The sequence below is a fragment of the Prochlorococcus sp. G5PB11 genome (genome assembly GCF_059772425.1).
Genome location: NZ_CM186287.1, coordinates 1,787,637 through 1,811,841 on the forward strand (window position 1 = coordinate 1,787,637; position 24,205 = coordinate 1,811,841).

The following is a 24,205-nucleotide window of genomic DNA, read 5'->3' on the forward strand; positions in this document are numbered from 1 at the left end:
TAGATGTTTTTCATCCAACTAAGAGATTTATTTAAGTCTTATGGTCCTGTCAGGGCTCTAGATGGACTTAACCTTCAAGTTCCAAAAGGTTCTTTGTATGGTTTGTTGGGCCCAAACGGAGCAGGCAAAAGCACTGCAATTAGAATTATCTGTACTCTTCTTTCCCCTGATTCTGGCCATGTTGAGGTTGGGGGACTTGATGCTTTGTTTGAGGAAAAAGAAATTAGGCGCAAATTGGGTTATGTCGCTCAAGATGTTGCAATCGATAAAATACTTACAGGTAGAGAATTGCTGCAGCTTCAAGGAGACCTTTATCATCTAGACAGTAAACGTAAGAGAAAGAGAATTGACGAATTAATTCAGAGACTAGATATGCATGAATGGATTGATAGAAGATGTGGTTCTTTTTCGGGAGGAATGAAAAGAAGACTTGATCTTGCTTCAGGATTGTTGCATGAACCAGAATTATTGATTCTTGATGAACCTACTGTTGGGTTGGACATAGAAAGTCGATCAGTTATTTGGGAATTATTGAAGGAACTTAGAAATAAGGAAACTACTATTCTTTTAAGTAGTCATTATCTCGAGGAGGTAGATGAGTTGGCAGATGAGATGGCTATTGTTGATAAAGGAAAAGTCATTGCTAATGGAAAACCAGATGATTTAAAAAAAGAACTTGGTGGTGACAGAGTTACACTTAGGGTGCGAGAGTTTAGTGATGAAGTAGAGGCTGAATCTGTAAGGAAATTAATTAAAAATATCAATGGGGTATCAAATGTAGTAGTGAATCAAAAGCAAGGATATTCTTTAAATTTTTTAGTTCAAAGTACTAATGTTATCTCAAATCTGTCGAGTCATCTTTCAAAAGAAAATTTTGAAGTCTTTGCACTTTCTCAGAGTAGACCAAGTTTAGATGATGTTTATTTGCAAGCAACTGGTAAAACTCTTATGGACGCTGAATTAGAACTTGCTGGTAAAAGAGATTTAAATCTTGAGAAAAAGAAATCGATGCGTTAATTGATTGTATTACTCCTAAATTATTAAAAACATGATCACTACTAATCCATCAATTCCTAAGGATAAGCAATCTAGAAATGATTTGAATGAAATGTTACAAGAGACTTCTGCACTGACATGGAGGCTTTTCATTCAACTAATTCGAAGACCTTCAACATTATTTGCAGGAATCCTTCAGCCTTTAATATGGCTTTTGCTTTTTGCAGCGTTATTCTCTAATGCTCCAATAGATTTTTTGCCAGGGAACAGTAGCTATGGAGAATTTCTTGGCGCAGGTTTAATAGTCTTTACTGCGTTTAGTGGAGCTCTTAATGCAGGACTACCTGTGATGTTTGATCGAGAATTTGGTTTCCTTAATCGATTGTTAGTTGCTCCATTGACAAGTAGGAGTTCAATTGTAATTTCTTCAGTCATCTATATAACTACTATTAGCCTTTTGCAGAGTTTCGCAATAATGGCAACTTCTGCTCTCTTAGGTTATGGCTGGCCAAGTCTGGGAGGTTTCCTTCTCATAGCAATAACACTATTGTTATTGGTATTTGCAATAACTGGTTTAAGTCTTGGATTGGCCTTTATATTGCCTGGACATATAGAGCTAATTGCGATTATCTTTATTGCTAATCTACCTGTTCTTTTTGCAAGCACAGCATTGGCCCCCATATCTTTCATGCCTAAATGGCTTGGATGGATGGCATCGATTAATCCATTAACATTTGCGATTGAACCGATACGAATGGCATATCAAAATTCAGTAGATCTAAAATTAGTTTTAATCAATGCTCCCTATGGAGAAATAAATGGATATTCTTGCTTATTAATTCTATTTATTCTTACAATTGGGTTGTTTTTTCTTATTAGACCTCTTTTAAATCGCAAACTTGCTTGATAATCTTAGTCTAGCGATTGAGAAGAACCTTGGAGTCTAGAAAGTATCATCTACAAAAACAAATCATAGACGCTCTAAAGGCCAATGACAGTAATTTATACTCTCTCCTGAAATCTCAATGGGCACATCGTTTTGGAGTCGAAAGTTTGGAAGAATTGGAAAATCTAGATTTAAACCAGTTGAGTCAAAAACCTAATAATTTAAATAATCAAAACTTAGATAAACTAGAAGAAAATTCTTTCGATGTTGATGAACCAAATAATATCAATAATTACGATACTAAAGAAAAAGAAATCATAACCAAAGAATTTAAACCAACTAAGGATGGGATTGATGAATCGTTTAAAATTAAATCCTATGACAAAATTAATAAAGAAAATGATGGATACAAGGCTAAGAGTTCAATCATAGACAACAAAATTAATTCTGAGATTGAAGCTTTGATACCTTTACCACCCATACCTAAATATAGTTATCTTAGGAAGTGGTTATTAAGAAAATAAGTTTAAATTTATGTTTGATCTTTTTAATTTGAAAGTATAGACCTTTTTACTTCCTTACATCATTCCTGGCATACCCATACCACCCATACCACCCATACCACCCATACCACCCATACCACCCATACCACCCATTGGGTCTCCGCCTTCAGCACCTGGTGCTGCTGGTGGTTCAGGTTTGTCTGCAATAACAACTTCAGTTGTTATTAAAAGTGAGGCTATTGAGACAGCATCTTGAAGAGCAAGTCGTATTACCTTTGAAGCATCTAATATCCCTGCTTCAAGTAAATCAACATACTCTCCAGTTTGTGCGTTAAAGCCTTTACCCAATCTCTTGATATCTGAGACAACAACATCTCCGTTAAATCCAGCATTTATAGCTATCTGTTTCGTTGGAGCCGTCAATGCCCTTTTTATGATTTCAACTCCGGTTCTTTGATCACCTTCTAGCTTTTTGGATAAATCTTCAAGCCCTTCACTTAATTCTAAGAGAGTAGTTCCACCGCCTGCCACAATCCCTTCCTCAATAGCTGCACGAGTTGCATTTAGAGCATCCTCAATCCTGAGCTTTCTGTTCTTTAATTCAGTTTCAGTAGGAGCTCCCACTTTTATTACGGCTACACCTCCTGCAAGCTTAGCGATTCGCTCGTTTAACTTCTCTTGGTCATACTCAGAATCTGTTTCATCAAGCTCTCTCTTTATAGAGGCAATGCGATTAGATAATTCGGTGGTTTGATTCTCATTTGCGACAATTGTTGTGCTGTCTTTTGTAATTGTTACCCTTCTGGCTTGACCTAGATCAGAGATTTGAACTTTTTCAAGGCTCATTGCTTTGTCTTCGCTGATTAATGTACCGCCAGTAAGCACAGCAATATCTCCTAGGGCAGCTTTTCTCCTCTCGCCAAATGAGGGGGCTCTGACTGCTGCCACTTGTAAAACGCCGCGGTTTTTGTTCACTACAAGCGTAGCTAATGCTTCACCTTCTACTTCTTCAGCAAGAATTATCAAGGGTGTTCCATTCTTCTGAACAGTTTCCAGAACTGGAATGAGATCGGCGATGGATGAGATTTTTTTGTCAGTTATTAGTATTGAGGGGTTTTCAAATTCACAAATTAAGCGATCTTCATCAGTAACAAAATATGGTGAGCTATAACCCCTATCGAAAGCCATCCCTTCAGTGATATCTAGCTCAGTAGCTAGAGACTTGGATTCTTCAACTGTTATTACTCCATCAAAACTGACCTTGTCTATTGCATCTGCAATCATTGAACCTATTTCCTCGTCTCCACCAGCACTCACTGTCGCAACTTGTTTAATAGCATCACCACTGACTGATTTGCTTTTTTCCTTGAGATCATCAACGATTTGAGCTACTGCCTTTTCCATGCCCCGTCTTAATTCGATTGGGCTTGCTCCAGCTGCAGTGTTTCTCAACCCTTCTTGAACCATGAATTGAGCTAAAACTGTTGCAGTGGTCGTGCCATCGCCAGCTTTTTCTTTCGTTTTTGAAGCAACTTGTTCAATAAGCTTTGCTCCTATGTTTTCAAAAGGGTCTTCAAGATCTATTTCCTTAGCGATAGTTACTCCATCATTAACGATATCTGGGGCTCCAAATTTTTTTTCAATAACTACATTTCTACCCTTAGGTCCAATTGTGACTTTTAAAGCATTGGCTAAGTTGTTTACTCCTTTTTCTAGAGCACCACGTGATTCGTCTGAAAAACTTAGAAGTTTTGCCATATTTGGTTTGAATTAGTCTTAATCTCCCATAGGAAACACACATTAGGGGAGGCTAAATAAGTGGGGAAAGCCGAATCGTAATTCATAAATTATTCCCAATTTTTACAGAAGGTAGTTAGTGTCAACATATGAATGATCCTGGGGCTTTATTTTTTATTCTCATGGCTGGCTTGGCTGGGACTATGACTTTGATTTATTTCCCTTTGAGGATATTTCTTACAGCAACGGCGAGAAGTAGAAGACTAAAATTATTGCAAAGGATAAGAAGATTGAGAGATGAATTAGGTCAGCCCATACAAAATTGAAATTAGCTCAACTCATAACCATTCCACCATCAACTTGAATTGTCTGGCCAGTTATGTAAGCTGCTGATGGATCTGCTGCAAGAAATCTCACTGTTCCTGCAACGTCCTCAGGATTTCCGAATCGTCCAAGCGGAATAGCAGAAAGAATTGATTCACTGTTTAGATCCTTTGTCATATCAGTTGAAATAAAACCGGGTGCGACTGCATTTACAGTAATTCCTCTGCTTGCGAACTCTTTCGCAGCACTTTGCGTAAGACCTATTACTCCTGCCTTGGCTGCAGAATAATTTGCTTGCCCTGGGTTGCCCATTAACCCCACCACAGAAGTTATGTTGATAATCCTTCCTTTTTTTTGCTTCAACATTTGCCTAGAGACAGCTCTTGTACAATAAAAAACACCACTCAAGTTAAGATCTAAAACTTTCTGCCAATCGTTAGTTTTCATTCTCATAAGAAGTCCATCTTTAGTTATCCCTGCGTTATTGACCAAAACATCAATTGTATTATTTTTCCCCAAAACTGTTTTGATTAATTCATTTACCGAGTTTTCATCAGAAATATCAGCTTGAAGAGGGTATGCCTTCCCTCCAAAAGAGCTTATTTCTGCTACCACTTTATTTGCATTCTCCAAAGATGAAGAATAATTGATGATTACTTCTGCTCCCTCTTTTGCTAAAAGAATTGCAATAGCCTTACCAATACCCCTGCTAGCTCCAGTAACAATTGCAGTCTGACCTTCAAGTAATTTTGATAATGTCATAATTTTATGGTTTTAAAATTGTTAGAATCGAATACTTATTTTATTTAACTTACTATTGAGTCACTTGCTTTTTGAAAAGACTTTAAGCTAAGACACTAAAAATAGTCATTTTTACTGTCGAATATATTAAATAGATAATCAGTAGAGAGGAATTAGTTGTGCATTTGTTAATTGCTGCTGCAGGAAGTGGGAATCGAATGGGTGCTGATAGAAATAAACTCCTTTTGAATGTTGCAGGTAAAACGGTTTTAGAGTGGACTTTGAAAGCAGCTTTCGACTCTAAAACAATTACTTGGATTGGAATAATTGGACAACCGAAAGACAAAAATTCAATATGTTCAATTTTTGATAACTCAGTAAAGTCAATTCAATGGATTAATGGGGGATCAACAAGACAGCAGTCAGTTCAGTTGGGATTAGCTGCTCTTCCAAGTGATGCTAAGTCTGTCCTGATTCATGATGGAGCAAGATGCTTGGTGAAATCATTAGTTTTCGATGAAATCTCAAAGATTGTTTCCAAGGGTCAAGCTGTTATTGCCGCTTCAAAAGTAACGGACACAATTAAAAAGGTTGATAAAGATGGTGAGATTATTGAGAGCCCTCCTCGCTCAGATTTGTGGTCTGCGCAGACACCTCAGGGTTTTCCCGTAAACAAACTGAAGCATGCGCATAGTGAAGCAATTGCAAAAGGGTGGGATGTAACCGATGATGCATCCTTATTTGAACGATTGGAATTACCAGTGAAAATATATGATGCTGGACCTTCGAATATTAAAGTGACAACTCCATTTGATCTTGTGATTGCAGAGTCTTTATTGTCTACTTTAAAAGACTAAGACTCCCTAAGTCGCCATTCAAGATAGCTTGCCTACCTAGTGGAAGTGATGCATTCCCACAGCAATGCCCGATTGGCAAATTTGAAACAATTGGAATTTTAAGATCTTGTGTTCGATCTTTGAAAATATCAAGAAGCTCAAACGTCTTAGTTTCCTCGACGTCTATCTCGTTATCACAATAAGTAAACGAGCCAAAACCTAGTCCAGACAGCTGTTGTAAAACTCCAGCCAATCTTAAGTGAGTTAGCATTCTGTCGATTCTATACGGAGCCTCTCCTATATCTTCGATGATTAGTATTGATTTGTTGAAATTTGGTAGATGTTGAGTCCCTATCAAGTGAGTGAGTACAGTGAGGTTGCCAACTATTAGGTGCCCCTTTGAGATACCACCTCCCCATGGGTCTCCATAAATATCTGGTACAGAATTACCAAACAAAATGGATTTAAGTCTGTTTTTACTCCAGTCTGGTTCGGAACCCAAGGTTGTAATAAGGGGACCATGAACTCCTCCCTGAAACCCACCTGCGAGCCGTGCAAGAAGTATTGAAGTTAAATCAGAAAATCCAATCAACCAGCCTTCTCTCCATGGTTGTTTTTTTTCAAGCAATCTCGCCGATCCCCAGCCACCTCTAGCAAAAGCTAAAAGAGGGTAATGATTATTTGAGTGTAAGTTATTGAATCTAACTTCATCATTGCCTGCTAAATACCCCCATGATCTATCTATTGCATCGAAATCGTTGCATATTAAACCCCAATCCTCAAGGACTTTTATTCCGGATAGTAGATCTTCTTTTTTACTTATTGGCGAACTTGCGGCAACTATGTGGAAAAGATCGCCTTTTTTTAGAGGGGCAGTCATTTGCGAATATCGATAAAGAGATTGATTAAATAAGCTTGCTTAACACCATGCCGAGAAGTAAAAAGCTGCCAATTCGAACTTGATTGCTGAAATGCGAACCTGAACTTTTAATACCTTTTGGTTTTGAATTTAATAAGATGACCTCTCTTTGCATTGCCAATGTTGCTATCAACCAAAAAGGCCAAAACGTTAATCCTAAATTTGCTTTGAAAGCACCAAAAGCTAAAAAGAAACATGTTGAAAAGTAGCAAAAAGAAACGGTTTTTATTGACCCTTTACCAAGACTGATAGCGCTACTGTTTAGACCAATTAATTTGTCATCAATCTCATCGGCCATCGCGTAAACAGTATCAAAGCCAAAAGTCCAAAATATTGTTGCAAACCAACAAAACAACAATGGTAGCCCTCCTGCTAATGAGGATTCACTTGCTGCCCAGGGAATCAGAACTGAAAATCCCCAGCAAATTGAGAGAATAAGTTGGGGAAATTTAAACCATCTTTTTGCTGATGGATACAGAAGAATAAAAGGTAATGAAAGTGTTGCAAGTTGAAGGCATAAATTTCTACTTTCTGTCGGGATATATAAAACTACGATAAGACTAAAAAACAACATTGAAATTAATAGTATCCATGCAGCCTTAAGAGATACCTTCCCATTAGCTAATGGTCGTTCTTTTGTCCTCCTCACCTTTTTGTCAAATTTTCTGTCCCAAATATCATTTGCAATACATCCAGCACCACTTACAAATAATCCACCTAAAATTACTAATCTCAAAATAAATATGGATGGTGGAGCTGAGGGGGCTAACCAAAGAGACCAGCCAGCTGGAATTAGAAGTATCAATCTTCCGCTGGGTTTATTCCATCTAAGAAGTTGAAAATAATATCTCATTTTTTTTGCAAGAAGATTACTCACGAAAATTTAAATTGATAATCATTTATAAGGCCTTCTCAATGGGGTGCTGAGAGTGTCAGAGTATTGAGGTTAAACCTACTAATATATGTTAGGCGACTCAATAGATAATTCCTCTAAACGGAATATTATCGAATTGGATCTTGGGGAAAATCAAGAAACAGAGTTATGCCGTGTAGCAACAATAGATATTGGCACCAACTCAACGCATCTCTTAATTGCAAAGCTTGAGCCAAAATTAAATACTTTTAGTATTGAACTTGCTGAGAAATCAACAACAAGACTTGGCGAGAGAGATCCTGCTAATGGTGAACTTACATCCATTGCTATGACTAGGGCATTCTCAACATTAAAGAGATTTAAGGACTTATCAGAAAGCTATAAAGTTGAGAGCCTTCTTATTGCTGCTACAAGTGCGGTTCGAGAAGCACCAAATGGAAAAATCTTTATATCTGAGATAAAAAAGAAGATAGGCTTAGATGTTGAATTGATAAGCGGAGCAGAGGAAGCAAGATTGATTTATCTAGGTGTCCTTTCTGGGATGCAATTTGGGAATAAACCCCATTTAGTTCTTGATATTGGAGGAGGTTCGACAGAATTAATCCTTGCTGATAGATCTGAGGCTAGAGCATTAACAAGTACCAAGATTGGAGCAGTAAGATTACAAAGAGAATTTATTAAAAAAGATCCAATATCTTCTCAGACTGAATTATTTTTAAGGTCATTTATTAGAGGCTCTATGGAGTCTGCAATTGATAAGATATCTAAGAGGATTGAAGTAGGTGAAAAGCCCGTCTTAGTGGCAACTAGTGGAACTGCCATGGCTATTGGGGAATTAATATCTAACAAAGAAAATCATATTCAGTCAAAATTGCAAGGTTATAAAATTTCCAAAAATAATTTAGATATTATTGTAAGTCAATTAATAAAAATGACACCTTCTGAAAGGAGTAATTTATCCTCATTAAGTGAAAGAAGATCTGAGATTATTGTCCCGGGGGCTTTGATTTTGCAAACGATAATGAATATGGTGAATGTTAATGAGATTGTTTTAAGTGAAAGAGCACTACGTGAAGGTTTGGTAGTTGATTGGATGTGTCGTAATAATTATTTAAAAGATCAGTTGGGCTTTCAAGGGTCAATAAGAGAAAGAACAGTCATACATCAATCAAAAAGATTTGGTGTTAACTCAAAAAGATCAAAAAGAGTTTCGGAATTTGCTCTTGCTTTTTATGATAAGACCCGAGGGGTTTTGCATCATGATAATGGTGAAGGTAGAGATCTTTTGTGGGCAGCAGCAAGGCTTCATGCCTGTGGCAAACACATAAATATTGGAGCTTATCATAAGCATTCGTGGTATTTAATAAGGCATGGAGAACTCTTGGGCTACTCTCAAGCTGAGCATTTGATGGTCGCGGCTATTGCTAGGTATCACAGGAAAAGTTTTCCTAAAAAAAGACATGAATCTTGGCAATCTTTGATAGATGAAAGACATAAAAACTTAGTAAATGAAATGTCTTTACTCCTTCGTCTTTCTTGCGCTTTGGATAGAAGACCTGAACCTTTGATATCAAAGATAGTGATTGAAGCTAATAATAACAAAGTTGATATAGAATTAATTCCTAATGACTTAGGCCAGAATTTAGATCTTGAGAAATGGAGTTTTAAGAAGGCACTTTTACTAATCAAAAAAGTTAAAGATGTTGATATAAATATACTTTAAAAATATGTTTTTCTTTCCAATAACAAGATATTACTTTGCTGGGGATAATTGATTGAATCATTTTGAAAACTTTGTATATATTTTAGTGCAATTACTGAAGTAAATAATCCTAGGACTCCAGACAAAATAACAAAAACAAATGGGTTGAAATGTTTTTTCTTCCTTGCATTTTTCTTTTTAATTAATGGAGTCTGCTTCGCTACATTTTTTTTCTTGTCATTCAGTTCATCAAGAACAAAACTTGTATCTAAGTTCAATTTCTCAGCTATCCGTCGAACCATTGCTCTTATAAAAACCTTTTCAGGAAGTGATTGTTCATCACCTTCTTCAAGTGCGACCAATTGTTCTTTCCCAATTCTAAGTGATGAGGATAAATCCTCTACTGAAAGATTTCTCCCTTGCCTTGCTTCCCTTAGGAATTCACCAACTTTTTGTAAGGGAGATTTTTTATTTGCGATATAGGAATTATCGCTTTTGATGCCATCACTTTGTTCCAATTAAAAAACTTTTTATTGTTGATTTTATTCTAAAGGGTTTGTAAAGTCGTACATCTCAAAAAATAATTTAAATCTATCTTTGAATACTTGTGAAATAGGTTTATTACTTCTTTCACTTTAGTTAGGTCTAAATAAATGAGAATGTGTGGGACTATAAAGTTTTGATCTTTTATTAGCTTGCTTTAATGTTGGACTAATTATATATAACGTTGTTCTAATTAATTTTTTTTCTCTAGAGGTTTTTGCCATTTCAGTCAAAGGTATAACTTTTGTCCATTCGTCTGGCCAAGTTACTCTATAAGCAATAGCGACAGGAGTATTAGCAGGGTAATACTTTATAAGGATAGATTGAACTTCTTCTACATGTCTTGCACTTAGGTAAAGACATAAAGAAGACTGAATAGATGCTAGCTTTTGAAGGCTTTCCTTCTCTGGTTTACCTGTTCTGCCATCTGCTCTACTGAGTATTATTGTTTGTGTTAAATCTGGAATTGTTAGCTCGAATCCTAATTTTGCCGCTGTTGCTTGATAGGCACTTACTCCAGGAACTATTTCTACCTCAATACCTTCATCATTTAATCTACATATTTGTTCTGATATCGCTCCATATAAGCAAGGATCACCATCATGCAGACGAACAATTTTTTTACCTTCCCTGTGCTTTTTAATTAAGATTGAAATGATCTCCTCAAGAGTTAATGAACTTGTCTTTATTTTTTCACAATCATCTTTAACAATTTTTGTTATTTCTATAGGAATTAGAGAGTCTGTCCAAACCAAAACCTCAGCTGTTTTTAACCTTTCTTGAGCTCTGATTGTCATCAAGTCTAAAGCACCTGGACCAGCTCCGACAATTGAAATTGAACTCATATCTTTCTCTCATTAATTAATGAAGGATCGGGAAGTGCTTTTTTTGAAATATAAAGTCTCCATATCCCCAACAAACCAGCACTCATTAAAAATAAGCTAATTAATTGTGCCATTCGAACACCGCCTTCGCAAAAAGGGGCTGTTCCTCCTAAACAGAGAGGGTCTATTCTTAAGGCTTCTATCCAAACTCTTCCTAAGCTGTAGCTTATTAGATAAATGCAACTTAGGCTGCCAGAGGGCAGCCTAAGTTCATTGTTGTTTGACCTTTTAAAAAGAAAAATTAATGTTCCAAAAACAAAAATATTCCATAATGATTCATAAAGAAAGGTAGGGTGAAAATAAGTCTGTGAAGAGAATATTTCAGGTCTAAATTCATAAGGTATAAATAATTTCCAAGGTAAGTTAGTAGGAATTCCAAAAGCTTCGTTGTTAAAGAAATTTCCCCATCTACCTATTGCTTGGCCTAATGCAACTGAAGGAACTAAAACATCAATAACATCCCAAAAAGATTCTTTACGCCAACGGCAAAAAAATATTACGGATAATGTTCCCATTATCAGAGCACCATGAATTGCGATTCCTCCTCCCCATATCTCCATAGCAGTTGGTATTGGTATATTGAAATTGAAAAAATTAATTGAACTCCAGAAATTTCTACCTGTGTAGTTTTTCCATTCAAATGCTACATAATAAATTCTTGCACCGATTACTGAAGCCAGAACTAAAATAGGGAGTAAATCATTTATTAGACTTTTTTTTAATCCTTTTCTGGTTGCTAATTCACCAGATAGATTAAGGCCTATCAAAACTGAAATAGCTATTAATAAACCGTACCACTTCAATGAAAAAGGGCCTAGATGAACAAACTCTGGCCCAGGTGATCTAAGCGCTATTAATATATTCTCCATCAATTATTTGAATTTATATTCCTTCTGCAGCTTGTACTTTTTCTACCTGTTTCTTTTTAAGCACAAGCATTATTTGTGATAACCCAACTCCTATAAAGAAAATTATCATTCCAATAACTCTTGCTTTACTTTGTAGAACAATTTCTTTGTCAAGTTGACCAAAACCTCCAACGTTAGGGTCTTCAGTTAATCTTTCACCTTTCTCAATAGTTTCACCTTCTTTTATTAATAATGAAGTCCCTGCAGGAAGATTTTCAGTGAAACTTTCGCCTTCTTCATTGCTTAGATTAATTATTTTTGTTCCATCTTCATTAGTTTCTATTGAAGTGATTGTCCCTGAATTTGTTGCAGTGAATAAGTTATTATTGCTCTTTTCACCAGTCGGATAAACTTGACCTCTTCCTCTATTCCCTCCTACGTGTATTGAATACTTTCCAAAATTATAATTTTTGTCTTTTCTTGGATCAGGAGATAAAACAGGGAATACAATTTCCCTGTTTTGGTCTCCAGGTAAAGGACCTACTAAAAGTATATTTTCTTGTTCCTCGCTGTATTGAGTGAAGTAAACACCTTGTGTCTCTTCTTTTATTTCATCAGTCCATCTATCTTGAGGAGCAAGCTTAAATCCATCTGGAAGCATTACAACTGCTCCAACTTGGAGAGGAACTTTGCTTCCATCAGCTCCAATCTCTTGTAAGTCCTTTTTATAAGGTATCTCTACTACTGTTTTGAAAACACTGTCAGCAGCAACTGCCTGAGGTACTTCGGCTCTTGTAGGCATACTTGCCACATGACAATTAGCGCAAACAATTTTTCCCGTTGCCTCTCTGGGATTTTCGAATTTTTGTTGAGCCCAAAAAGGGTATGCCCAAGTTGGTTGAGGAACTATAAATATTGAAAACCCAAGAAAAACAGAGAAGAGAAAAAGTTTTAATGAAAGACTCATGGTTTTAGAAATAGTATTGAAGTTACTTTTCATTTATTGATCAACCCCACCAAGGATCAGTACCAGTTCGAAAATCAGTTTCTGTCCACTGACTTACGAGAACTTGGTCATCCTCAACTGAAACATGAGCTATTGCTAGAGATAATGGTGCTGGACCTCTAACTACTTTCCCTGTCGAATCGTATTGACTTCCATGACATGGACACATGTATTTATTTGCTCCGCTATTCCATGGAACTACACAACCTAGGTGAGTACAAATCGCATTAATTCCGTAACTAGTAATTGCATCTTCGCCTTCAACTATAAGGTAAGTCGGATCACCTTTAAGTCCTTGCACCAAGCTCCTATCACCAACTGGATGGGTTGATAACCAACCACTTGCACTTACATTATTACCTAGCTCATCCTTTGCATTCGTTCCACCGCTGCCGCCGCCTGCCCTATATGGGGTGAAATATTGAGCTACTGGATATAAAGCTCCTAAAGCTACCCCTGTAACCGTTCCAAAGGTAAGCAGATTCATGAACTGCCTTCTGCCCATTGAGGGCACATCTGCAGTTGTCATTTGTGTCATTACAGACGTTCACCTATACATAGATATTAGACCAGAATGGACACATAAAGGGTTATTAATCTCCGCTAAGACTAGGTTTTGAAATGAGTTTTGAATTTAATTCGTCAAATTCTGGTCGTTCCTCTTCTTTAACTCCACTGGAGCCAGAAGAAGTAATGCAGTGCTTAAGAAGGCGTTGGGGCGTAACATATGATTTGAGATTGTTAATAAAAAGAGACCGGATTTATTTACAAATGATGTGGGGGTTCTTAGAACAACAATCTTTCCCGCTGGATGAGGAGACTTATAAAGAAAATTTGAATCGAACCTTAGAAATTATTAATCGAGCAGGTCAATCTGATTTTGTAAGGAAATGGTTAAGAAATGTTCAAGCAAAACCAAGACTAGGCAGAGCTATAACTTTACCTTTGCCTATGGATCCGAGGATGGATGAATTTGTCCTTTGAGGTTTGTTGTTAAAGCAACTAACCCAATTCCAACAAAAAACAAAAAAGTTATCGATGTTGATAGAAGAAGCATTGTTATTGGATCAGTGGATGGAGTTAAAACAGCTCCTGCAATGGCTGAAGCCATAACAACTAATCTCCATGTAGATAACATCTTTTTCCAGGAAATTATTTCAAAGAAACCTAAAATAAATTGAAGAATTGGCAATTGGAAGGCTAACCCAGTTGAAAGCATAAGTAGAAGGACAAAATCTAAATATTTTTCTATTGACCAGATTGGCTCAACCACATCGGCACCATAACTTATTAAAAACCCTAAGGCTGCAGGTATCAAAGCTTTCCAGGCAAAGAAAATTCCTAAGAAAAATAAAATTGCTGAACCTGCAACTGAGGGAGCTATGAGAAGTTTCTCTTTTTTAGTTAGACCAGGAAGGATGAATTTTAAAAATTGGTAAAGGATGAATGGGAGAGAAATAGTAAGCCCGCCATAACCTGCAACTTTTATTGAAGTAAATAAAAATTCGCCCGGTGCTACCTGTAAAAATTGTATTTTTCCTGCGGGTATCTCTAATGCCTGTACAAGTTTCCTGACAAATAGTAAGCAAAAACCTGAAGATAGAAGAATTGCAATGAGACTCTTTAGTATCCTTTGGCGAAGTTCTTCTAGATGATCAACTAAAGGCATCTCAAGTGATTCAGATACCTCAATTGAACTCTCTTTTCCTTTTATCCTGATAGGAGGAGGAGCTTTAAAAATATTTTCTTTTTTGTTGGAGCTATTCAGGTTAATTTAGTTAATAGACTTATTTTAGTAGAAAATTGAGTTTTCAAGCATGTAATAAATTTTATCTAGATATTTAAAAAAATTATTTATATAAACTTTTGCTCATTAGTCAATAAGGGCAAATTAATTTATTTGGTTTTTGTTGGGTCTGGCAATATAAAAGGAGGGCAATCATTCAGCGATGATTCACCATAACTAGCATATTCTTTGTAGCCACCCATTTTTCCATTGGTTTTCATTAAAGCGCTGGTAAATGCTAATAAAAGGAAGACTGTTGGAGCTCCAATAATTAGTGCTGCTCCAAATGCATATCCAATTAAAAATTCGGGGAAAGAATGATTACCTAGAAATTCATGAGTCCCCAGCAAAAAGTCAATCATTTTTCATCTTGTCTAATGAAGTTGATATTAATTCATTGAAGTTCACTTGTGGTGGAAATATTTCTGTGCTCGCTCTGCTTTCCCCCAAATCACCTTGCCTCCTCTATGGCTAACCGTTCCAGGTAAGGCTCCTGAAATTCGTTGTAGATTTTCAATTGGGGTCATTATAATTGGAACTAACTTGTTACCTCGGGCCCTGCTACAAAAAGAAGCCAAATCAGCAGCTAATTGAATATCTTTTTCATCTGCAAGTCCATTTGATGATTTAAGTACAATGTGGCTTCCAGGTATTTCTTGAGCATGAAACCAAATATCTCCTTTTTTCCCTTTCTTTAAACTTATTAATTCGTTTTGCCTGTTGTTAGATCCTATTTGAATTGTTAGGCCGCTAGGACTTTGGATCTCTTTTATGTTTGATGAGCTTCCCTTCTTTTTACTTAATTGAAATTTAGAATTATTTTTTTTGATGCAAACATATTCTTCTACTTCTTCTTTAAGTTCAATAATTGAATCTAGTTTGTTTTTTAGATCCTCATTTTTTTCGTATATAAATGAATCAAGAAATGATTCACAGTATTCAATCTCTGATATTTTTTTCTTGTGGAAATCGATTCTATTCAAAATTGAATCCCTAGATCTTTTTTTCCTTTTAGCTTCTTTGAAGAGAGTTTGAGCTTCAATTATTTGCTTTTTGGTTGGAGATTGTAAGTTGAGAAGGTTTCTTGCCTTGCTTTGCATGGTTATATATTCAGAAATATTTTTAATTAGGAGTTTCTGAACATTTAGCTTCCTGATTTCATCAACTTTTGATTTCTCGAGATCTTGCTTTAGTTTTTCTCTAATAGAATTTATTTTTCTTTCTGCAATCTTATTTGAATAATAGATACTAAGTTTTAGCCCTATTTTTGTATCTTGAGGATTTGATTTTCTTTGCCCCCACACAATGAAATCAGTTGGGCCTTTGAAATTAATTGTGAAATTATTATTCTCAATATCTAATAGCCACTTTTTCCATTTTTTATATATTGCTTTCCATGTTTTTAATTCAATACTCGTTACTGGTTGATTTATAAGTTTAAGTGCATCGTTATAACTATTGCTTGCAATTTGTAATGTTAAAGCAGGACTTATTCCTTGATAAGTATCTTTAAGACTATTCTTAAATGTTGATGGTACTAAGCATATATTATTTTTCCATGAATAGAATGATTCAGAGTATTCAGGTGTTAATCCTTTAAGAGGTGGAGGTGACGTATAGATATCTCCTGTTCCTATTGGCCTTAATCTTGATTGACTCTCTTTTATTTTTTTTCCAAGTGTAATTACTTTACCTGTTCTGTCTAAAAGTAAAATATTACTGTGCCTACCCATCAGTTCAACTACCAATTCTTTTTCTATTTCCTCCCCAGGTCTACTAGAAAATCTAAACCTTACTATTCTTTCGAAACCATTTTGCTTTATTTCAACTAAAGCTAAATTGACTAATAAATGTTTTAATTGTTTCGCTAATGTGCTTTTTTCACCATATCTTTTTGGAGGCGGTATTGATACAATCCTTGGGGATTCAGCAAGCCAACTTATTTCTATCCATGTGAGTCTTTCAATGGTTCTAAATCCTAATTGAACAGTATTTGAATCAATTTGCTGTGCATTTTCAAATCGACTTGGAACTATATCTTGGCTAAGTTCAAATACAACCGCTTTAAGGGTTGTTAAGTCCATTATTTGAATTGGAACTTTGTTCATCTATCATCCTTTTAATTTAATAGATAATGTAATTAACCTTTGGTAGGTAAATTAGATATCATTCAGTTATGACTTGTTTAGGAAATCTTACTGTTATTACTGGCCCAAGCGGGGTAGGTAAAGGAACAATTGTTAGGAAAATCCTCGAAAGTCATAATGATGTATGGCTTTCAATTTCTGCTACTACTCGCCAGCCAAGATCTGGAGAAATAGAGGGAGAGCATTATTTTTTCTTAGAAAAGACAAATTTTCAAGAAATAATAGATAAAAAAGGTTTTCTGGAATGGGCTTCATTCTCAAATAACTTATATGGGACTCCCAAAAAAATAGTTAAAGAAAAAATAGAAGAAGGAACTAATGTTCTTCTTGAAATTGAATTAGAGGGTGCTCGACAAATTCGAAAATCTTTTCCTGAAGCATTACAAATATTTTTAGCACCACCAAATTTATCAGAACTTGAAAAAAGAATTAGAGGTAGAGGAACCGAGACTGAAGAATCTATTAGGGATCGTTTAGCAATAGCAAATAAAGAGCTTATGGCGAAAAAAGAGTTTGACGCAGTAGTTATCAATGAAGACATAGAAAAAGCCTTCAAGGAAATTGAAGGCCTAATGGGATTAAAAACTTAAATCTAATTAATTGGATTTTAAAAAGACATTGGGTGGAAAAGTAAGTCAGGAACAAATCTATTGAATTCAACAATGATACTTGCTGTAATAAAGATCCAAATTGTTGCTACCACTGGAGCGGATCTAAACCATTTGGTACGGAATAATTGAAACATGATTGAAAAATTTCAGGTGATTTTAAATTGATAAATAATTATTTATCATCTTGGACCATTAAGAGTGACATTATTGTCTCTTTCTCTTAGCTCACCATTCTTGCCCTCTCTATTAGCTTGTAAAGGCCAGGCAGCGCCTCTTTTTAAGCATTGCCAAGCTAAATCGGTGTCTATAATAATTTCGTATTCTGCAGCATTCTTTTTCCCCCTAACAGCTCTTACATATTCCCTTCCTGACCAACCAATAATTCCAGCTATGTAAATGAACATTACTCCTGGAATGAGAAGATCTCCCTCATGACCTCTGTTAAACCATGCACCCCAGGGCTCAATAGGAGGACCAATTATTAAATGAGGAAGTCCGTCATCGCCGCATAGAGCTTTGCTATATCTTTCAAATCTTTTTATTGCCTGATCTGTTGTAGCTGCGCTTGCTCTTTCTTGGAAACGGGCATTCTCAGAACAAGATACTAGAGCAGAAGCTGTAAAATCTGTAGGAGCTCTGTCAGCATTTAGTGCTGGTCCTGGCCTAGCGATAGCTACTGGTGCTATTCCTAAGAAAAGGAATGTTGAAAGCAGAATTGATAAAAGACGACTCATGAGTTCAGATTTTTATCTGTTGCCCTGTTTTAATGGGATTTCAGTATTAAACTTAGTGGATAACTAGCGATAAATGTCAATAATTTTATCCCTCGAAACAAGTTGTGACGAGTCCGCGGCAGCTTTAGTTTCTAATGAAAAAGGAAAAATTGATTTGTTGGCTAATGAAATAGCTTCACAAGTTGAGGAACACGCCAATTGGGGTGGGGTGGTTCCAGAAATTGCATCAAGAAGACATTTGGAAAATCTTCCATTTTTAATTGAAAAAGTTTTTGCAAAATCAAAACTACAGATAAAAAATATTGATGCGATAGCAGCAACTGTTACTCCAGGATTATCAGGTTCGCTTTTAGTTGGATCAATTACGGCGAGAACTTTAGCTAATTTGCATCAAATTCCATTTTTAGGAATACATCATTTGGAAGGCCATCTTTCATCAATTTATTTATCGGAAAATCATCCACAACCTCCTTTCCTAGTCTTATTGGTAAGTGGAGGTCATACTGAATTAATCAAAGTAGATGCTCAGCATAAGTATCAACGTCTTGGTAGAAGTCATGATGATGCGGCTGGTGAAGCTTTTGATAAGGTTGCTAGACTTCTAGGACTGTCTTATCCAGGGGGACCAGCTATTCAAAAAAAAGCTGAATCTGGAGATCCAAAAAAATTCTTATTTCCAAAAGGTAGAGTATCTAAGCCAGGCGGTGGTTTTTATCCATATGACTTTTCTTTTAGTGGTTTGAAAACTGCTGTTTTTCGCCAGATAGAAACGCTTAAGTCGGAAAACAAAAAATTACCAGTAGAAGATATTGCTGCGAGCTTTGAACAGGTGGTAGCTGAGGTTTTAGTCGAGAGGAGCCTGCGTTGTGCTCTTGATCAAGGTCTAAATTCTCTTGTTTTGGTTGGAGGGGTTGCGGCAAATGTGCGATTAAGGAAAATGATGATTTCCCAAGCATCTAAAAATTCAATTAACGTTGCTCTTGCCCCCATGGAATTTTGTACTGATAATGCTGCAATGATTGGGGCGGCAGCTTTGTTAAGATTATCATCAAATAGCACCAAAAGTTCAATGGAATTAGGTGTTTCAGCTCGATGGCCTCTAGAAAAATCTAATTTGCTTTATGATTCCAAGCCTCCTTTTTAATTAATACTTTGACGATTTAATTTTTTCTTATGTCTTTAAATAAAGGAAATGAAAAACATAAATCCACTAGGCCTGCAAGCTCAAGTGAAATTAATTCTTGGAAAAGAGGATTCACTCCTCAAGCTGAAATATGGAATGGTCGAATGGCTATTGCAGGTTTGATTATTTTATTGACTATTCTTCTAGGATCTAATTTGATTTTATCTAGCTAGAAAGATAGTTTAAATTAATAGTAATGATTTAGGGTTAAGTTTTTTTGTCATTTTGCTTATTTAGTAAATGCAGTTACTATCGATGGATCTTAAAAAGAGAATCTTTGACTGGTAATAAGACGGTAGTTTTTATCGGCTTAAATCCTTCAAATGCTAATTCATCTAAGAATGATAGGACTCTTACAAGGATAATTAATTTTTGTTCAAGATGGAATTATAAGAATATTTATGTAATAAATTTATTCGGGTTAATTACAAAGTCTCCTTTGCAGTTATCAAAAAGCAAAGATCCTATTGGCAGAAATAATGATTTAATTACTCTAGCAACATTACAGTTTTGGCAGAAAAATATTAATTGTGATTTGTGGTTGGGCTGGGGTGATAAAGGTCAATTAAATGGACGTGATCATGACGTACTAGAAATGATTAAACATATTTCAAATTTGAAGTCCACTGAAAATAATTGTCCTAAACGTATTTTAAGTTTGGGTCTAAGTAAGAAAGGAAACCCTTTGCATCCTCTTTATATGCCTAATGAATCATTTTTAAGACCATTTGGCCAGAAATTTTAAATTTTTTTGTCAGGTGTTTTTTAAATTAGAATGTATAAACAATATAAGGATTGAAAGTATTGCTATTGTAGAAGAATATGTAATTAAAACTATCTTATTAACTTATTTATTTTCTTAGGCAGATTTAATGGATACTCTCTTATGCCTTCATTGCTAGTTATTTATGACTCCTGAGAGGCTGGGCTTGCTCTGGGGGATCACAGTTTTTTCTGGGGCTGGAGCAAGACTGTTATCAGTCATAACAGGTCTTCCTGGGGTTGTTTTGTTATTGCTATCTGGGTTGTTGATAGGGAGATCAGGTCTTGGATTAGTTGAACCATTAGATCTTGGGAAGGGGTTGGAGACAATAGTAGGTTTGCTAGTAAGCCTTGTTTTATTTGATGGTGGTTTAAACCTTCGATTTCCTGGAGGTGCTATCAAGTCAATAGTTTTAAGAATTTCTTCAATAAGATTAATCATTTCATTAGCAGCTGGTTTCTTTGCTGCTCATTGGTTTTCTGGACTTGGCTGGTCAGTAGCAGGGGTTTACAGTGCAATTGTTCTTGCTACCGGACCAACAGTTGTAACTCCATTGGTTCGACAAATTCGACTTGCATCCCCACTAAGTGATGTTCTTGAAGCTGAAGGGTTGATACTCGAGCCTATTGGAGCAGTGCTGGCACTTTTGTTGTTAGAGCTTGTTGTTGGAGATTTGCATGGCTGGAGAGAGCTACTCTTTGGATTGCTTTCAAGGCTTGGAGGAGGAGTCTTATTTGGATCAATTGCAGGCCTTTTGCTTTCAGAAGGATTAAAACGCTTACGATCTGAGCCTTATATCGGGATCAGGTTGCAACTAACTCTTGGTGTCATCTTCTTGCTTTATGGAGTATGCGAATGGTTATTGCCTGAATCAGGATTGCCTGCATCTGTTGCAGCAGGATTTGTTGTAGGACAAAGGCCCTCTACAGAGGCGAATGAACTTGATAAATTAATTAGAGAATTAGCTCAGTTAGCAATTACTATGCTTTTCCCATTGTTGGCAGCAGATGTCTCATGGGGGGAATTGAGCCCTTTGGGATGGGGAGGTATCACTTGCGTGCTTTTTTTGATGATTGTAGTGAGACCAATTGCTGTATGGATAGCGACCTATGGATTACCTCTTGACAATAAACAAAGATTGTTTCTTGGTTGGTTGGCTCCCCGTGGAATAGTGACTGCAGCAGTTGCTTCTTTGTTTTCCATTAGATTGGAGCAGGCAGGTGTTTTAGGGGCTGGAAAACTTCAGGGATTAGTGTTTTTGACAATATTAATGACGGTAGGCATACAAGGTTTAACAGCTCAACCGTTAGCAAAAATGTTGGGTTTACTAGATGAAGATAAAGATTTAAATGAAGCGACTAATTCGGGTTCTATCTTTACTGAATCTTGAGAGTAGAAGCCAGCTTTGAATTAAATCAGGCCCATTAAGAGTTCCAAAAAGTGCTGCTCGAAGACTTTTCATCACAAGCCCTTTCTTCACTGAGCAGCTTTTTGTAGCTTGATTGATTAAATCAAGAGCTTCATCTTTGGTAGTTAATGAAGCATTTAAGCTTTCAAGTTTTTCAACAACAAACTTTAAAATTACTTTTGCTTCTTTTAGTTCCAATTGCTTCTTCCCGTCATTATTTAATTTGGGCTCTTCAAAAAAAGGTTTAGCTTGATCCACTCCATCATTTATGAGAACCATAGATGGTCCAATTAAATCTACGAGATGAATTCCCCATTCTTGACTTGGGATGTGCCATCCATTCTCTTTAAATAAAGGATTTAAATTTTCTAATAGTGTTTCGGCTGGCATTTCATGGATTACTTGAGAGTTTAGCCAGTTCAATTTATCCCAATCAAATTTTGCTGAGGCTTTATTAACCTTTTTAAAACTGAAAATTTCTGAGATTTCTGAGATTTTGAATCTCTCATTAATCCCCTCTGGAACAGACCAGCCAAGAAGAGTCATGTAGTTAGCCATCGCTTCAGATGTGTAACCCATTTTCTTGAATTCAGAGATTGAAGTAACCCCATCTCTTTTTGAAAGTTTTTTACCTTCAGAATTAAGAATTAAAGGAGTATGAGCGAAAATAGGAATTTTGAGATCTAGAGCTTCGTAAAGAAGAATTTGCTTTGCTGTATTCGCAAGATGATCTTCTCCCCTTATTACATGGGAAATGTTCATTGCTGAATCATCAGCTACAACAACTAAATTGTATAAGGGGTCACCAATTAAATCTGCTGGTGCTCTTCTCGCAATTACCATGTCACCGCCTAAATCTTTACCACTCCAAGTCATTTCACCTCTAATTAAGTCATTCCATGAAATTAATTTTTGATCACTGATTTTGAATCTGATAACGGGTTCTCTTCCTTCGTCTATGTATCTTGATTCTTGCTCTTTAGTTAAATTTCTGTGCCTATTATCGTATTTAGGAGCTAAACCACTTCTCCTTTGAGATTCTCTCATTTCATCTAGTTCCTCTTCTGAGGCGTAACACTTATAGGCAACCCCCTTATCGAGAAGAGTCTTTATGATTTGTTTGTGTTCTTTTATTCTCTCACTTTGAATGGTTGGGGATTCATCCCAGTTTATCCCTAGCCATTGGAGACCTTCATAGATATTTTTTATATATTCCAATTTAGATCTTTCTATATCAGTGTCTTCTATTCTCAGGAGAAAAGATCCACCTTCTTTTTTTGCAAATAGCCAATTAAAAAGTGCTGTTCTAGCCGTTCCTAGATGAAGTGTTCCTGTTGGACTTGGTGCCAGTCTTACCCTAACTGTCAATGCTCTAACTCAATTTAAATACGGGACCGACGGGATTCGAACCCGCAACTTCCGCCGTGACAGGGCGGTGCTCTAACCAGTTGAACTACGGTCCCAGTTTTAGGCTTTAAAAAGGATTCTTTCTTTCAAATGAAATCCTTTGAATTAACCCAAAGAGTATCATCCTATAAATGCCATCAAGTCAACCAAAGATTAATATTGTTGACTTTAGAACTATTTTTAGATGATTTTTCATCTAGCGGACTCCCTTTGAAAAGAAAGACGCCAGTGAAATAAAACCAAAAATCAGATGATTTGTTAAGGACGGAAACCAGCAGGCTCTATCAGCCTAACTTGATTACCACGAGCTGTGAACTCGCGTCCTTGGTCGCTTTGCACTACTACACGGCCACCTGATTTTACACGAATAACTCGAGCCCTGACCCAGCCTAATGCGGCTGACTCGAGAACTTTTACGACATCGCCAGGTTGAAGATCCAACTCCATTCTTTAAAAAAGTAACTGCAAAAAGGGTTTTCGAACGCGCCGTGGAGGACTTGAACCCCCGACATCAGGTTTTGGAGACCTGCGTTCTACCAACTGAACTAACGGCGCATTGTATATACCCTTTAAGTCATTGTTAACCAATGACTTTTGATTGAGGAGGCCGAAACCTCAGCGGTCGAAGCGCTGCTTTACGCGTGTGGCTTTGCCCACTCGCTCACGCAGGTAGAAAAGCTTCGCTCTTCTTACTTTACCTCGGCGTTCAACCTTAATGGATGCAACTTGAGGACTGTGAACCAGAAAAATTCTTTCAACGCCTATTCCTTGAAAAATTCGTCTTACTGTGATTGTTTGATGAATTCCGCCATGTCGCTTTGCTATTACAACACCTTCATAGGGCTGAACTCTTTCTTTATTACCTTCACTTATGCGGACTCCAACACGAACAGTATCACCAACATAAATATCAGGGAGATCTTTAGTTTGTTGTTCGTCTTCAAAAGCTTTAATTATTGCTGCAGGAGAGAGAGTTTTAATTGAAATTTTCTTTCCTTTAGGCTTTGTTTCAGAAGCATTTTTTACTCCAGAATCTTCTGGAGTACTTGATTCAACTTCAACTTGTACCTCTTCTGTAGAGGGTTCTTTAGAATCAACTGACATCACCAATTACTCTTGATTTGGCCGGAGTCATATTGTAACCGCTTGTTTCTCAAATTTAAAATTTTTGATGTATTGGTTCTTTAATCCCAATCTTCTCATTATTTTCGTATTTGGCATTTATTAAGCCATTGATTGATCGTTAAAGAAAAAAAATGAGTCTTTCAATCTTTCGTTATAATATACAAATTTTATTAAAGAAAAGAATTTTTCCAATAAAAATGTCCCTATCCATTTGATAATTTGCGTATTATTAATTTGTTAAT

The 24,205-nt window shown here is 36.3% G+C and carries 29 protein-coding genes and 2 tRNA genes; 12 read left to right on the top strand and 19 right to left on the bottom strand.

Features of this window, described 5'->3' with window-relative positions:
- Window positions 1-3 precede the first annotated feature (3 nt).
- The 3 genes from AC6EI0_RS10315 to AC6EI0_RS10325 are packed head-to-tail and all read left to right on the top strand — an operon-like array spanning window position 4 to window position 2,406.
- Window positions 4-1,017, top strand: coding sequence for an ABC transporter ATP-binding protein (locus AC6EI0_RS10315; protein WP_498522420.1), 1,014 nt, complete (start codon window positions 4-6; stop codon window positions 1,015-1,017).
- Between the two features lie 31 nt (window positions 1,018-1,048).
- A complete protein-coding gene (locus tag AC6EI0_RS10320) occupies window positions 1,049-1,903 on the top strand; it encodes an ABC transporter permease (RefSeq protein WP_498522421.1) in 855 nt (284 codons plus the stop codon).
- Window positions 1,904-1,932: 29 nt separating this feature from the next.
- Entirely contained in the window at window positions 1,933-2,406 is a 474-nt protein-coding gene (locus AC6EI0_RS10325; RefSeq protein WP_498522422.1) for a hypothetical protein, read from the top strand.
- A gap of 54 nt (window positions 2,407-2,460) precedes the next feature.
- Here AC6EI0_RS10325 and groL read toward each other — a convergent pair whose 3' ends face one another.
- Window positions 2,461-4,143, bottom strand: coding sequence for a chaperonin GroEL (groL, locus tag AC6EI0_RS10330; RefSeq protein WP_498522423.1), 1,683 nt, complete (start codon window positions 4,141-4,143; stop codon window positions 2,461-2,463).
- 128 nt (window positions 4,144-4,271) lie between these two features.
- Here groL and AC6EI0_RS10335 point away from each other — a divergent pair, with 128 nt between their 5' ends.
- Entirely contained in the window at window positions 4,272-4,448 is a 177-nt protein-coding gene (locus tag AC6EI0_RS10335; protein ID WP_158466132.1) for a hypothetical protein, read from the top strand.
- Between the two features lie 7 nt (window positions 4,449-4,455).
- On the opposite strand, the gene fabG is transcribed toward AC6EI0_RS10335, so the two are convergent.
- On the bottom strand, window positions 4,456-5,208 hold the full coding sequence (fabG, locus tag AC6EI0_RS10340) for a 3-oxoacyl-[acyl-carrier-protein] reductase (RefSeq protein WP_498522424.1): 753 nt from the start codon (window positions 5,206-5,208) through the stop codon (window positions 4,456-4,458).
- Between the two features lie 158 nt (window positions 5,209-5,366).
- Here fabG and ispD point away from each other — a divergent pair, with 158 nt between their 5' ends.
- On the top strand, window positions 5,367-6,044 hold the full coding sequence (gene ispD, locus AC6EI0_RS10345; protein ID WP_498522425.1) for a 2-C-methyl-D-erythritol 4-phosphate cytidylyltransferase: 678 nt from the start codon (window positions 5,367-5,369) through the stop codon (window positions 6,042-6,044).
- On the opposite strand, the gene AC6EI0_RS10350 is transcribed toward ispD, so the two are convergent.
- Both AC6EI0_RS10350 and AC6EI0_RS10355 read right to left on the bottom strand, forming a co-directional pair.
- Window positions 6,028-6,903 (bottom strand): S66 peptidase family protein, encoded by an 876-nt coding sequence (locus tag AC6EI0_RS10350; RefSeq protein ID WP_498522426.1) that lies wholly within the window; start codon window positions 6,901-6,903, stop codon window positions 6,028-6,030. The genes ispD and AC6EI0_RS10350 overlap by 17 nt on opposite strands.
- 25 nt (window positions 6,904-6,928) lie before the next feature.
- On the bottom strand, window positions 6,929-7,795 hold the full coding sequence (locus tag AC6EI0_RS10355) for a 4-hydroxybenzoate polyprenyltransferase (RefSeq protein WP_498523541.1): 867 nt from the start codon (window positions 7,793-7,795) through the stop codon (window positions 6,929-6,931).
- Window positions 7,796-7,904: 109 nt separating this feature from the next.
- Here AC6EI0_RS10355 and AC6EI0_RS10360 point away from each other — a divergent pair, with 109 nt between their 5' ends.
- Window positions 7,905-9,539, top strand: a complete 1,635-nt coding sequence (locus tag AC6EI0_RS10360) for a Ppx/GppA phosphatase family protein (protein ID WP_498522428.1) — start codon at window positions 7,905-7,907, stop codon at window positions 9,537-9,539.
- Here the strand turns inward: AC6EI0_RS10360 and AC6EI0_RS10365 are convergent.
- The 5 genes from AC6EI0_RS10365 to petC form a co-directional block, all read right to left on the bottom strand.
- Window positions 9,536-10,036 (bottom strand): helix-turn-helix domain-containing protein, encoded by a 501-nt coding sequence (locus AC6EI0_RS10365; RefSeq protein WP_498522429.1) that lies wholly within the window; start codon window positions 10,034-10,036, stop codon window positions 9,536-9,538. The two genes, AC6EI0_RS10360 and AC6EI0_RS10365, sit on opposite strands and share 4 nt — an antisense overlap.
- 117 nt (window positions 10,037-10,153) lie before the next feature.
- Window positions 10,154-10,906: a precorrin-4 C(11)-methyltransferase gene (gene cobM / locus AC6EI0_RS10370; protein WP_498522430.1), complete on the bottom strand. Its 753-nt coding sequence runs from the start codon at window positions 10,904-10,906 to the stop codon at window positions 10,154-10,156.
- Window positions 10,903-11,814, bottom strand: a complete 912-nt coding sequence (lgt, locus tag AC6EI0_RS10375) for a prolipoprotein diacylglyceryl transferase (RefSeq protein WP_498522431.1) — start codon at window positions 11,812-11,814, stop codon at window positions 10,903-10,905. The genes cobM and lgt overlap by 4 nt, the downstream gene beginning before the upstream one ends.
- A 13-nt stretch (window positions 11,815-11,827) precedes the next feature.
- Window positions 11,828-12,793 carry a cytochrome f gene (gene petA / locus AC6EI0_RS10380; protein ID WP_498522432.1) on the bottom strand — a complete coding sequence of 322 codons (966 nt, stop codon included), beginning with the start codon at window positions 12,791-12,793 and terminating at the stop codon, window positions 11,828-11,830.
- 7 nt (window positions 12,794-12,800) lie between these two features.
- A complete protein-coding gene (gene petC / locus AC6EI0_RS10385) occupies window positions 12,801-13,337 on the bottom strand; it encodes a cytochrome b6-f complex iron-sulfur subunit (RefSeq protein WP_498506820.1) in 537 nt (178 codons plus the stop codon).
- An 83-nt stretch (window positions 13,338-13,420) separates the two neighbouring features.
- On the opposite strand from petC, the gene AC6EI0_RS10390 reads away from it, so the two are divergent.
- Complete coding sequence (locus tag AC6EI0_RS10390) at window positions 13,421-13,783, top strand: DUF3067 family protein (protein WP_498522433.1); 363 nt, start codon at window positions 13,421-13,423, stop codon at window positions 13,781-13,783.
- Here AC6EI0_RS10390 and tatC read toward each other — a convergent pair.
- The 3 genes from tatC to AC6EI0_RS10405 all read right to left on the bottom strand — a co-directional run bounded on the left by tatC (window position 13,749) and on the right by AC6EI0_RS10405 (window position 16,693).
- Window positions 13,749-14,468, bottom strand: coding sequence for a twin-arginine translocase subunit TatC (gene tatC, locus AC6EI0_RS10395; RefSeq protein WP_498522434.1), 720 nt, complete (start codon window positions 14,466-14,468; stop codon window positions 13,749-13,751). The genes AC6EI0_RS10390 and tatC overlap by 35 nt on opposite strands.
- Window positions 14,469-14,695: 227 nt before the next feature.
- Window positions 14,696-14,947 carry a hypothetical protein gene (locus tag AC6EI0_RS10400; RefSeq protein WP_498462311.1) on the bottom strand — a complete coding sequence of 84 codons (252 nt, stop codon included), beginning with the start codon at window positions 14,945-14,947 and terminating at the stop codon, window positions 14,696-14,698.
- 42 nt (window positions 14,948-14,989) lie between these two features.
- Entirely contained in the window at window positions 14,990-16,693 is a 1,704-nt protein-coding gene (locus AC6EI0_RS10405; protein WP_498522435.1) for an Rqc2 family fibronectin-binding protein, read from the bottom strand.
- A gap of 68 nt (window positions 16,694-16,761) precedes the next feature.
- On the opposite strand from AC6EI0_RS10405, the gene gmk reads away from it, so the two are divergent.
- Complete coding sequence (gene gmk, locus AC6EI0_RS10410) at window positions 16,762-17,322, top strand: guanylate kinase (RefSeq protein WP_498522436.1); 561 nt, start codon at window positions 16,762-16,764, stop codon at window positions 17,320-17,322.
- Window positions 17,323-17,339: 17 nt separating this feature from the next.
- On the opposite strand, the gene psaJ is transcribed toward gmk, so the two are convergent.
- The gene (gene psaJ / locus AC6EI0_RS10415) at window positions 17,340-17,477 is read right to left on the bottom strand and encodes a photosystem I reaction center subunit IX (RefSeq protein WP_498462314.1); all 138 of its coding nucleotides are present in this window, start codon (window positions 17,475-17,477) and stop codon (window positions 17,340-17,342) included.
- Window positions 17,478-17,522: 45 nt separating this feature from the next.
- The gene (locus AC6EI0_RS10420) at window positions 17,523-18,077 is read right to left on the bottom strand and encodes a Photosystem I reaction center subunit III (protein WP_498522437.1); all 555 of its coding nucleotides are present in this window, start codon (window positions 18,075-18,077) and stop codon (window positions 17,523-17,525) included.
- Between the two features lie 73 nt (window positions 18,078-18,150).
- Here AC6EI0_RS10420 and tsaD point away from each other — a divergent pair, with 73 nt between their 5' ends.
- The 4 genes from tsaD to AC6EI0_RS10440 all read left to right on the top strand — a co-directional run bounded on the left by tsaD (window position 18,151) and on the right by AC6EI0_RS10440 (window position 21,413).
- A complete protein-coding gene (gene tsaD / locus AC6EI0_RS10425; protein ID WP_498522438.1) occupies window positions 18,151-19,221 on the top strand; it encodes a tRNA (adenosine(37)-N6)-threonylcarbamoyltransferase complex transferase subunit TsaD in 1,071 nt (356 codons plus the stop codon).
- Between the two features lie 29 nt (window positions 19,222-19,250).
- The gene (locus AC6EI0_RS10430) at window positions 19,251-19,433 is read left to right on the top strand and encodes a high light inducible protein (RefSeq protein WP_498522439.1); all 183 of its coding nucleotides are present in this window, start codon (window positions 19,251-19,253) and stop codon (window positions 19,431-19,433) included.
- Window positions 19,434-19,537: 104 nt separating this feature from the next.
- Window positions 19,538-20,005 (top strand): DUF1643 domain-containing protein, encoded by a 468-nt coding sequence (locus tag AC6EI0_RS10435; RefSeq protein WP_498522440.1) that lies wholly within the window; start codon window positions 19,538-19,540, stop codon window positions 20,003-20,005.
- Between the two features lie 163 nt (window positions 20,006-20,168).
- Window positions 20,169-21,413: a cation:proton antiporter gene (locus AC6EI0_RS10440; protein ID WP_498506830.1), complete on the top strand. Its 1,245-nt coding sequence runs from the start codon at window positions 20,169-20,171 to the stop codon at window positions 21,411-21,413.
- Here AC6EI0_RS10440 and gltX read toward each other — a convergent pair.
- From gltX to rplS, 5 genes are all read right to left on the bottom strand, one after another.
- Entirely contained in the window at window positions 21,369-22,799 is a 1,431-nt protein-coding gene (gene gltX, locus AC6EI0_RS10445) for a glutamate--tRNA ligase (protein WP_498522441.1), read from the bottom strand. The genes AC6EI0_RS10440 and gltX overlap by 45 nt on opposite strands.
- Before the next feature lie 21 nt (window positions 22,800-22,820).
- Window positions 22,821-22,894, bottom strand: a tRNA-Asp gene (locus AC6EI0_RS10450).
- A 202-nt stretch (window positions 22,895-23,096) separates the two neighbouring features.
- The gene (locus AC6EI0_RS10455) at window positions 23,097-23,285 is read right to left on the bottom strand and encodes an SH3 domain-containing protein (RefSeq protein WP_006043540.1); all 189 of its coding nucleotides are present in this window, start codon (window positions 23,283-23,285) and stop codon (window positions 23,097-23,099) included.
- Between the two features lie 35 nt (window positions 23,286-23,320).
- A tRNA-Trp gene (locus AC6EI0_RS10460) sits at window positions 23,321-23,393 on the bottom strand.
- Between the two features lie 60 nt (window positions 23,394-23,453).
- Window positions 23,454-23,942, bottom strand: coding sequence for a 50S ribosomal protein L19 (gene rplS, locus AC6EI0_RS10465; RefSeq protein WP_498522442.1), 489 nt, complete (start codon window positions 23,940-23,942; stop codon window positions 23,454-23,456).
- Between the last annotated feature and the right edge of the window lie 263 nt (window positions 23,943-24,205).

Excerpts from the sequence above, each read along its gene's own strand:
- lgt (WP_498522431.1), bottom strand. The coding sequence starts at position 11,814 with ATGGAGAATATATTAATAGCGCTTAGATCACCTGGGCCAGAGTTTGTT.
- petA (WP_498522432.1), bottom strand. The coding sequence starts at position 12,793 with ATGAAAAGTAACTTCAATACTATTTCTAAAACCATGAGTCTTTCATTA.
- AC6EI0_RS10405 (WP_498522435.1), bottom strand. The coding sequence starts at position 16,693 with ATGAACAAAGTTCCAATTCAAATAATGGACTTAACAACCCTTAAAGCG.
- AC6EI0_RS10390 (WP_498522433.1), top strand. The coding sequence starts at position 13,421 with ATGAGTTTTGAATTTAATTCGTCAAATTCTGGTCGTTCCTCTTCTTTA.
- AC6EI0_RS10430 (WP_498522439.1), top strand. The coding sequence starts at position 19,251 with ATGTCTTTAAATAAAGGAAATGAAAAACATAAATCCACTAGGCCTGCA.
- AC6EI0_RS10350 (WP_498522426.1), bottom strand. The coding sequence starts at position 6,903 with ATGACTGCCCCTCTAAAAAAAGGCGATCTTTTCCACATAGTTGCCGCA.
- AC6EI0_RS10315 (WP_498522420.1), top strand. The coding sequence starts at position 4 with ATGTTTTTCATCCAACTAAGAGATTTATTTAAGTCTTATGGTCCTGTC.
- tsaD (WP_498522438.1), top strand. The coding sequence starts at position 18,151 with ATGTCAATAATTTTATCCCTCGAAACAAGTTGTGACGAGTCCGCGGCA.
- petC (WP_498506820.1), bottom strand. The coding sequence starts at position 13,337 with ATGACACAAATGACAACTGCAGATGTGCCCTCAATGGGCAGAAGGCAG.
- rplS (WP_498522442.1), bottom strand. The coding sequence starts at position 23,942 with ATGTCAGTTGATTCTAAAGAACCCTCTACAGAAGAGGTACAAGTTGAA.
- cobM (WP_498522430.1), bottom strand. The coding sequence starts at position 10,906 with ATGAGTTCAATTTCAATTGTCGGAGCTGGTCCAGGTGCTTTAGACTTG.
- tatC (WP_498522434.1), bottom strand. The coding sequence starts at position 14,468 with ATGCCTTTAGTTGATCATCTAGAAGAACTTCGCCAAAGGATACTAAAG.
- psaJ (WP_498462314.1), bottom strand. The coding sequence starts at position 17,477 with ATGTTTCAATTATTCCGTACCAAATGGTTTAGATCCGCTCCAGTGGTA.
- AC6EI0_RS10440 (WP_498506830.1), top strand. The coding sequence starts at position 20,169 with ATGACTCCTGAGAGGCTGGGCTTGCTCTGGGGGATCACAGTTTTTTCT.
- AC6EI0_RS10320 (WP_498522421.1), top strand. The coding sequence starts at position 1,049 with ATGATCACTACTAATCCATCAATTCCTAAGGATAAGCAATCTAGAAAT.
- gmk (WP_498522436.1), top strand. The coding sequence starts at position 16,762 with ATGACTTGTTTAGGAAATCTTACTGTTATTACTGGCCCAAGCGGGGTA.
- AC6EI0_RS10420 (WP_498522437.1), bottom strand. The coding sequence starts at position 18,077 with ATGAGTCGTCTTTTATCAATTCTGCTTTCAACATTCCTTTTCTTAGGA.
- AC6EI0_RS10400 (WP_498462311.1), bottom strand. The coding sequence starts at position 14,947 with ATGATTGACTTTTTGCTGGGGACTCATGAATTTCTAGGTAATCATTCT.
- fabG (WP_498522424.1), bottom strand. The coding sequence starts at position 5,208 with ATGACATTATCAAAATTACTTGAAGGTCAGACTGCAATTGTTACTGGA.
- AC6EI0_RS10360 (WP_498522428.1), top strand. The coding sequence starts at position 7,905 with ATGTTAGGCGACTCAATAGATAATTCCTCTAAACGGAATATTATCGAA.
- AC6EI0_RS10355 (WP_498523541.1), bottom strand. The coding sequence starts at position 7,795 with ATGAGATATTATTTTCAACTTCTTAGATGGAATAAACCCAGCGGAAGA.
- AC6EI0_RS10335 (WP_158466132.1), top strand. The coding sequence starts at position 4,272 with ATGAATGATCCTGGGGCTTTATTTTTTATTCTCATGGCTGGCTTGGCT.
- AC6EI0_RS10455 (WP_006043540.1), bottom strand. The coding sequence starts at position 23,285 with ATGGAGTTGGATCTTCAACCTGGCGATGTCGTAAAAGTTCTCGAGTCA.
- groL (WP_498522423.1), bottom strand. The coding sequence starts at position 4,143 with ATGGCAAAACTTCTAAGTTTTTCAGACGAATCACGTGGTGCTCTAGAA.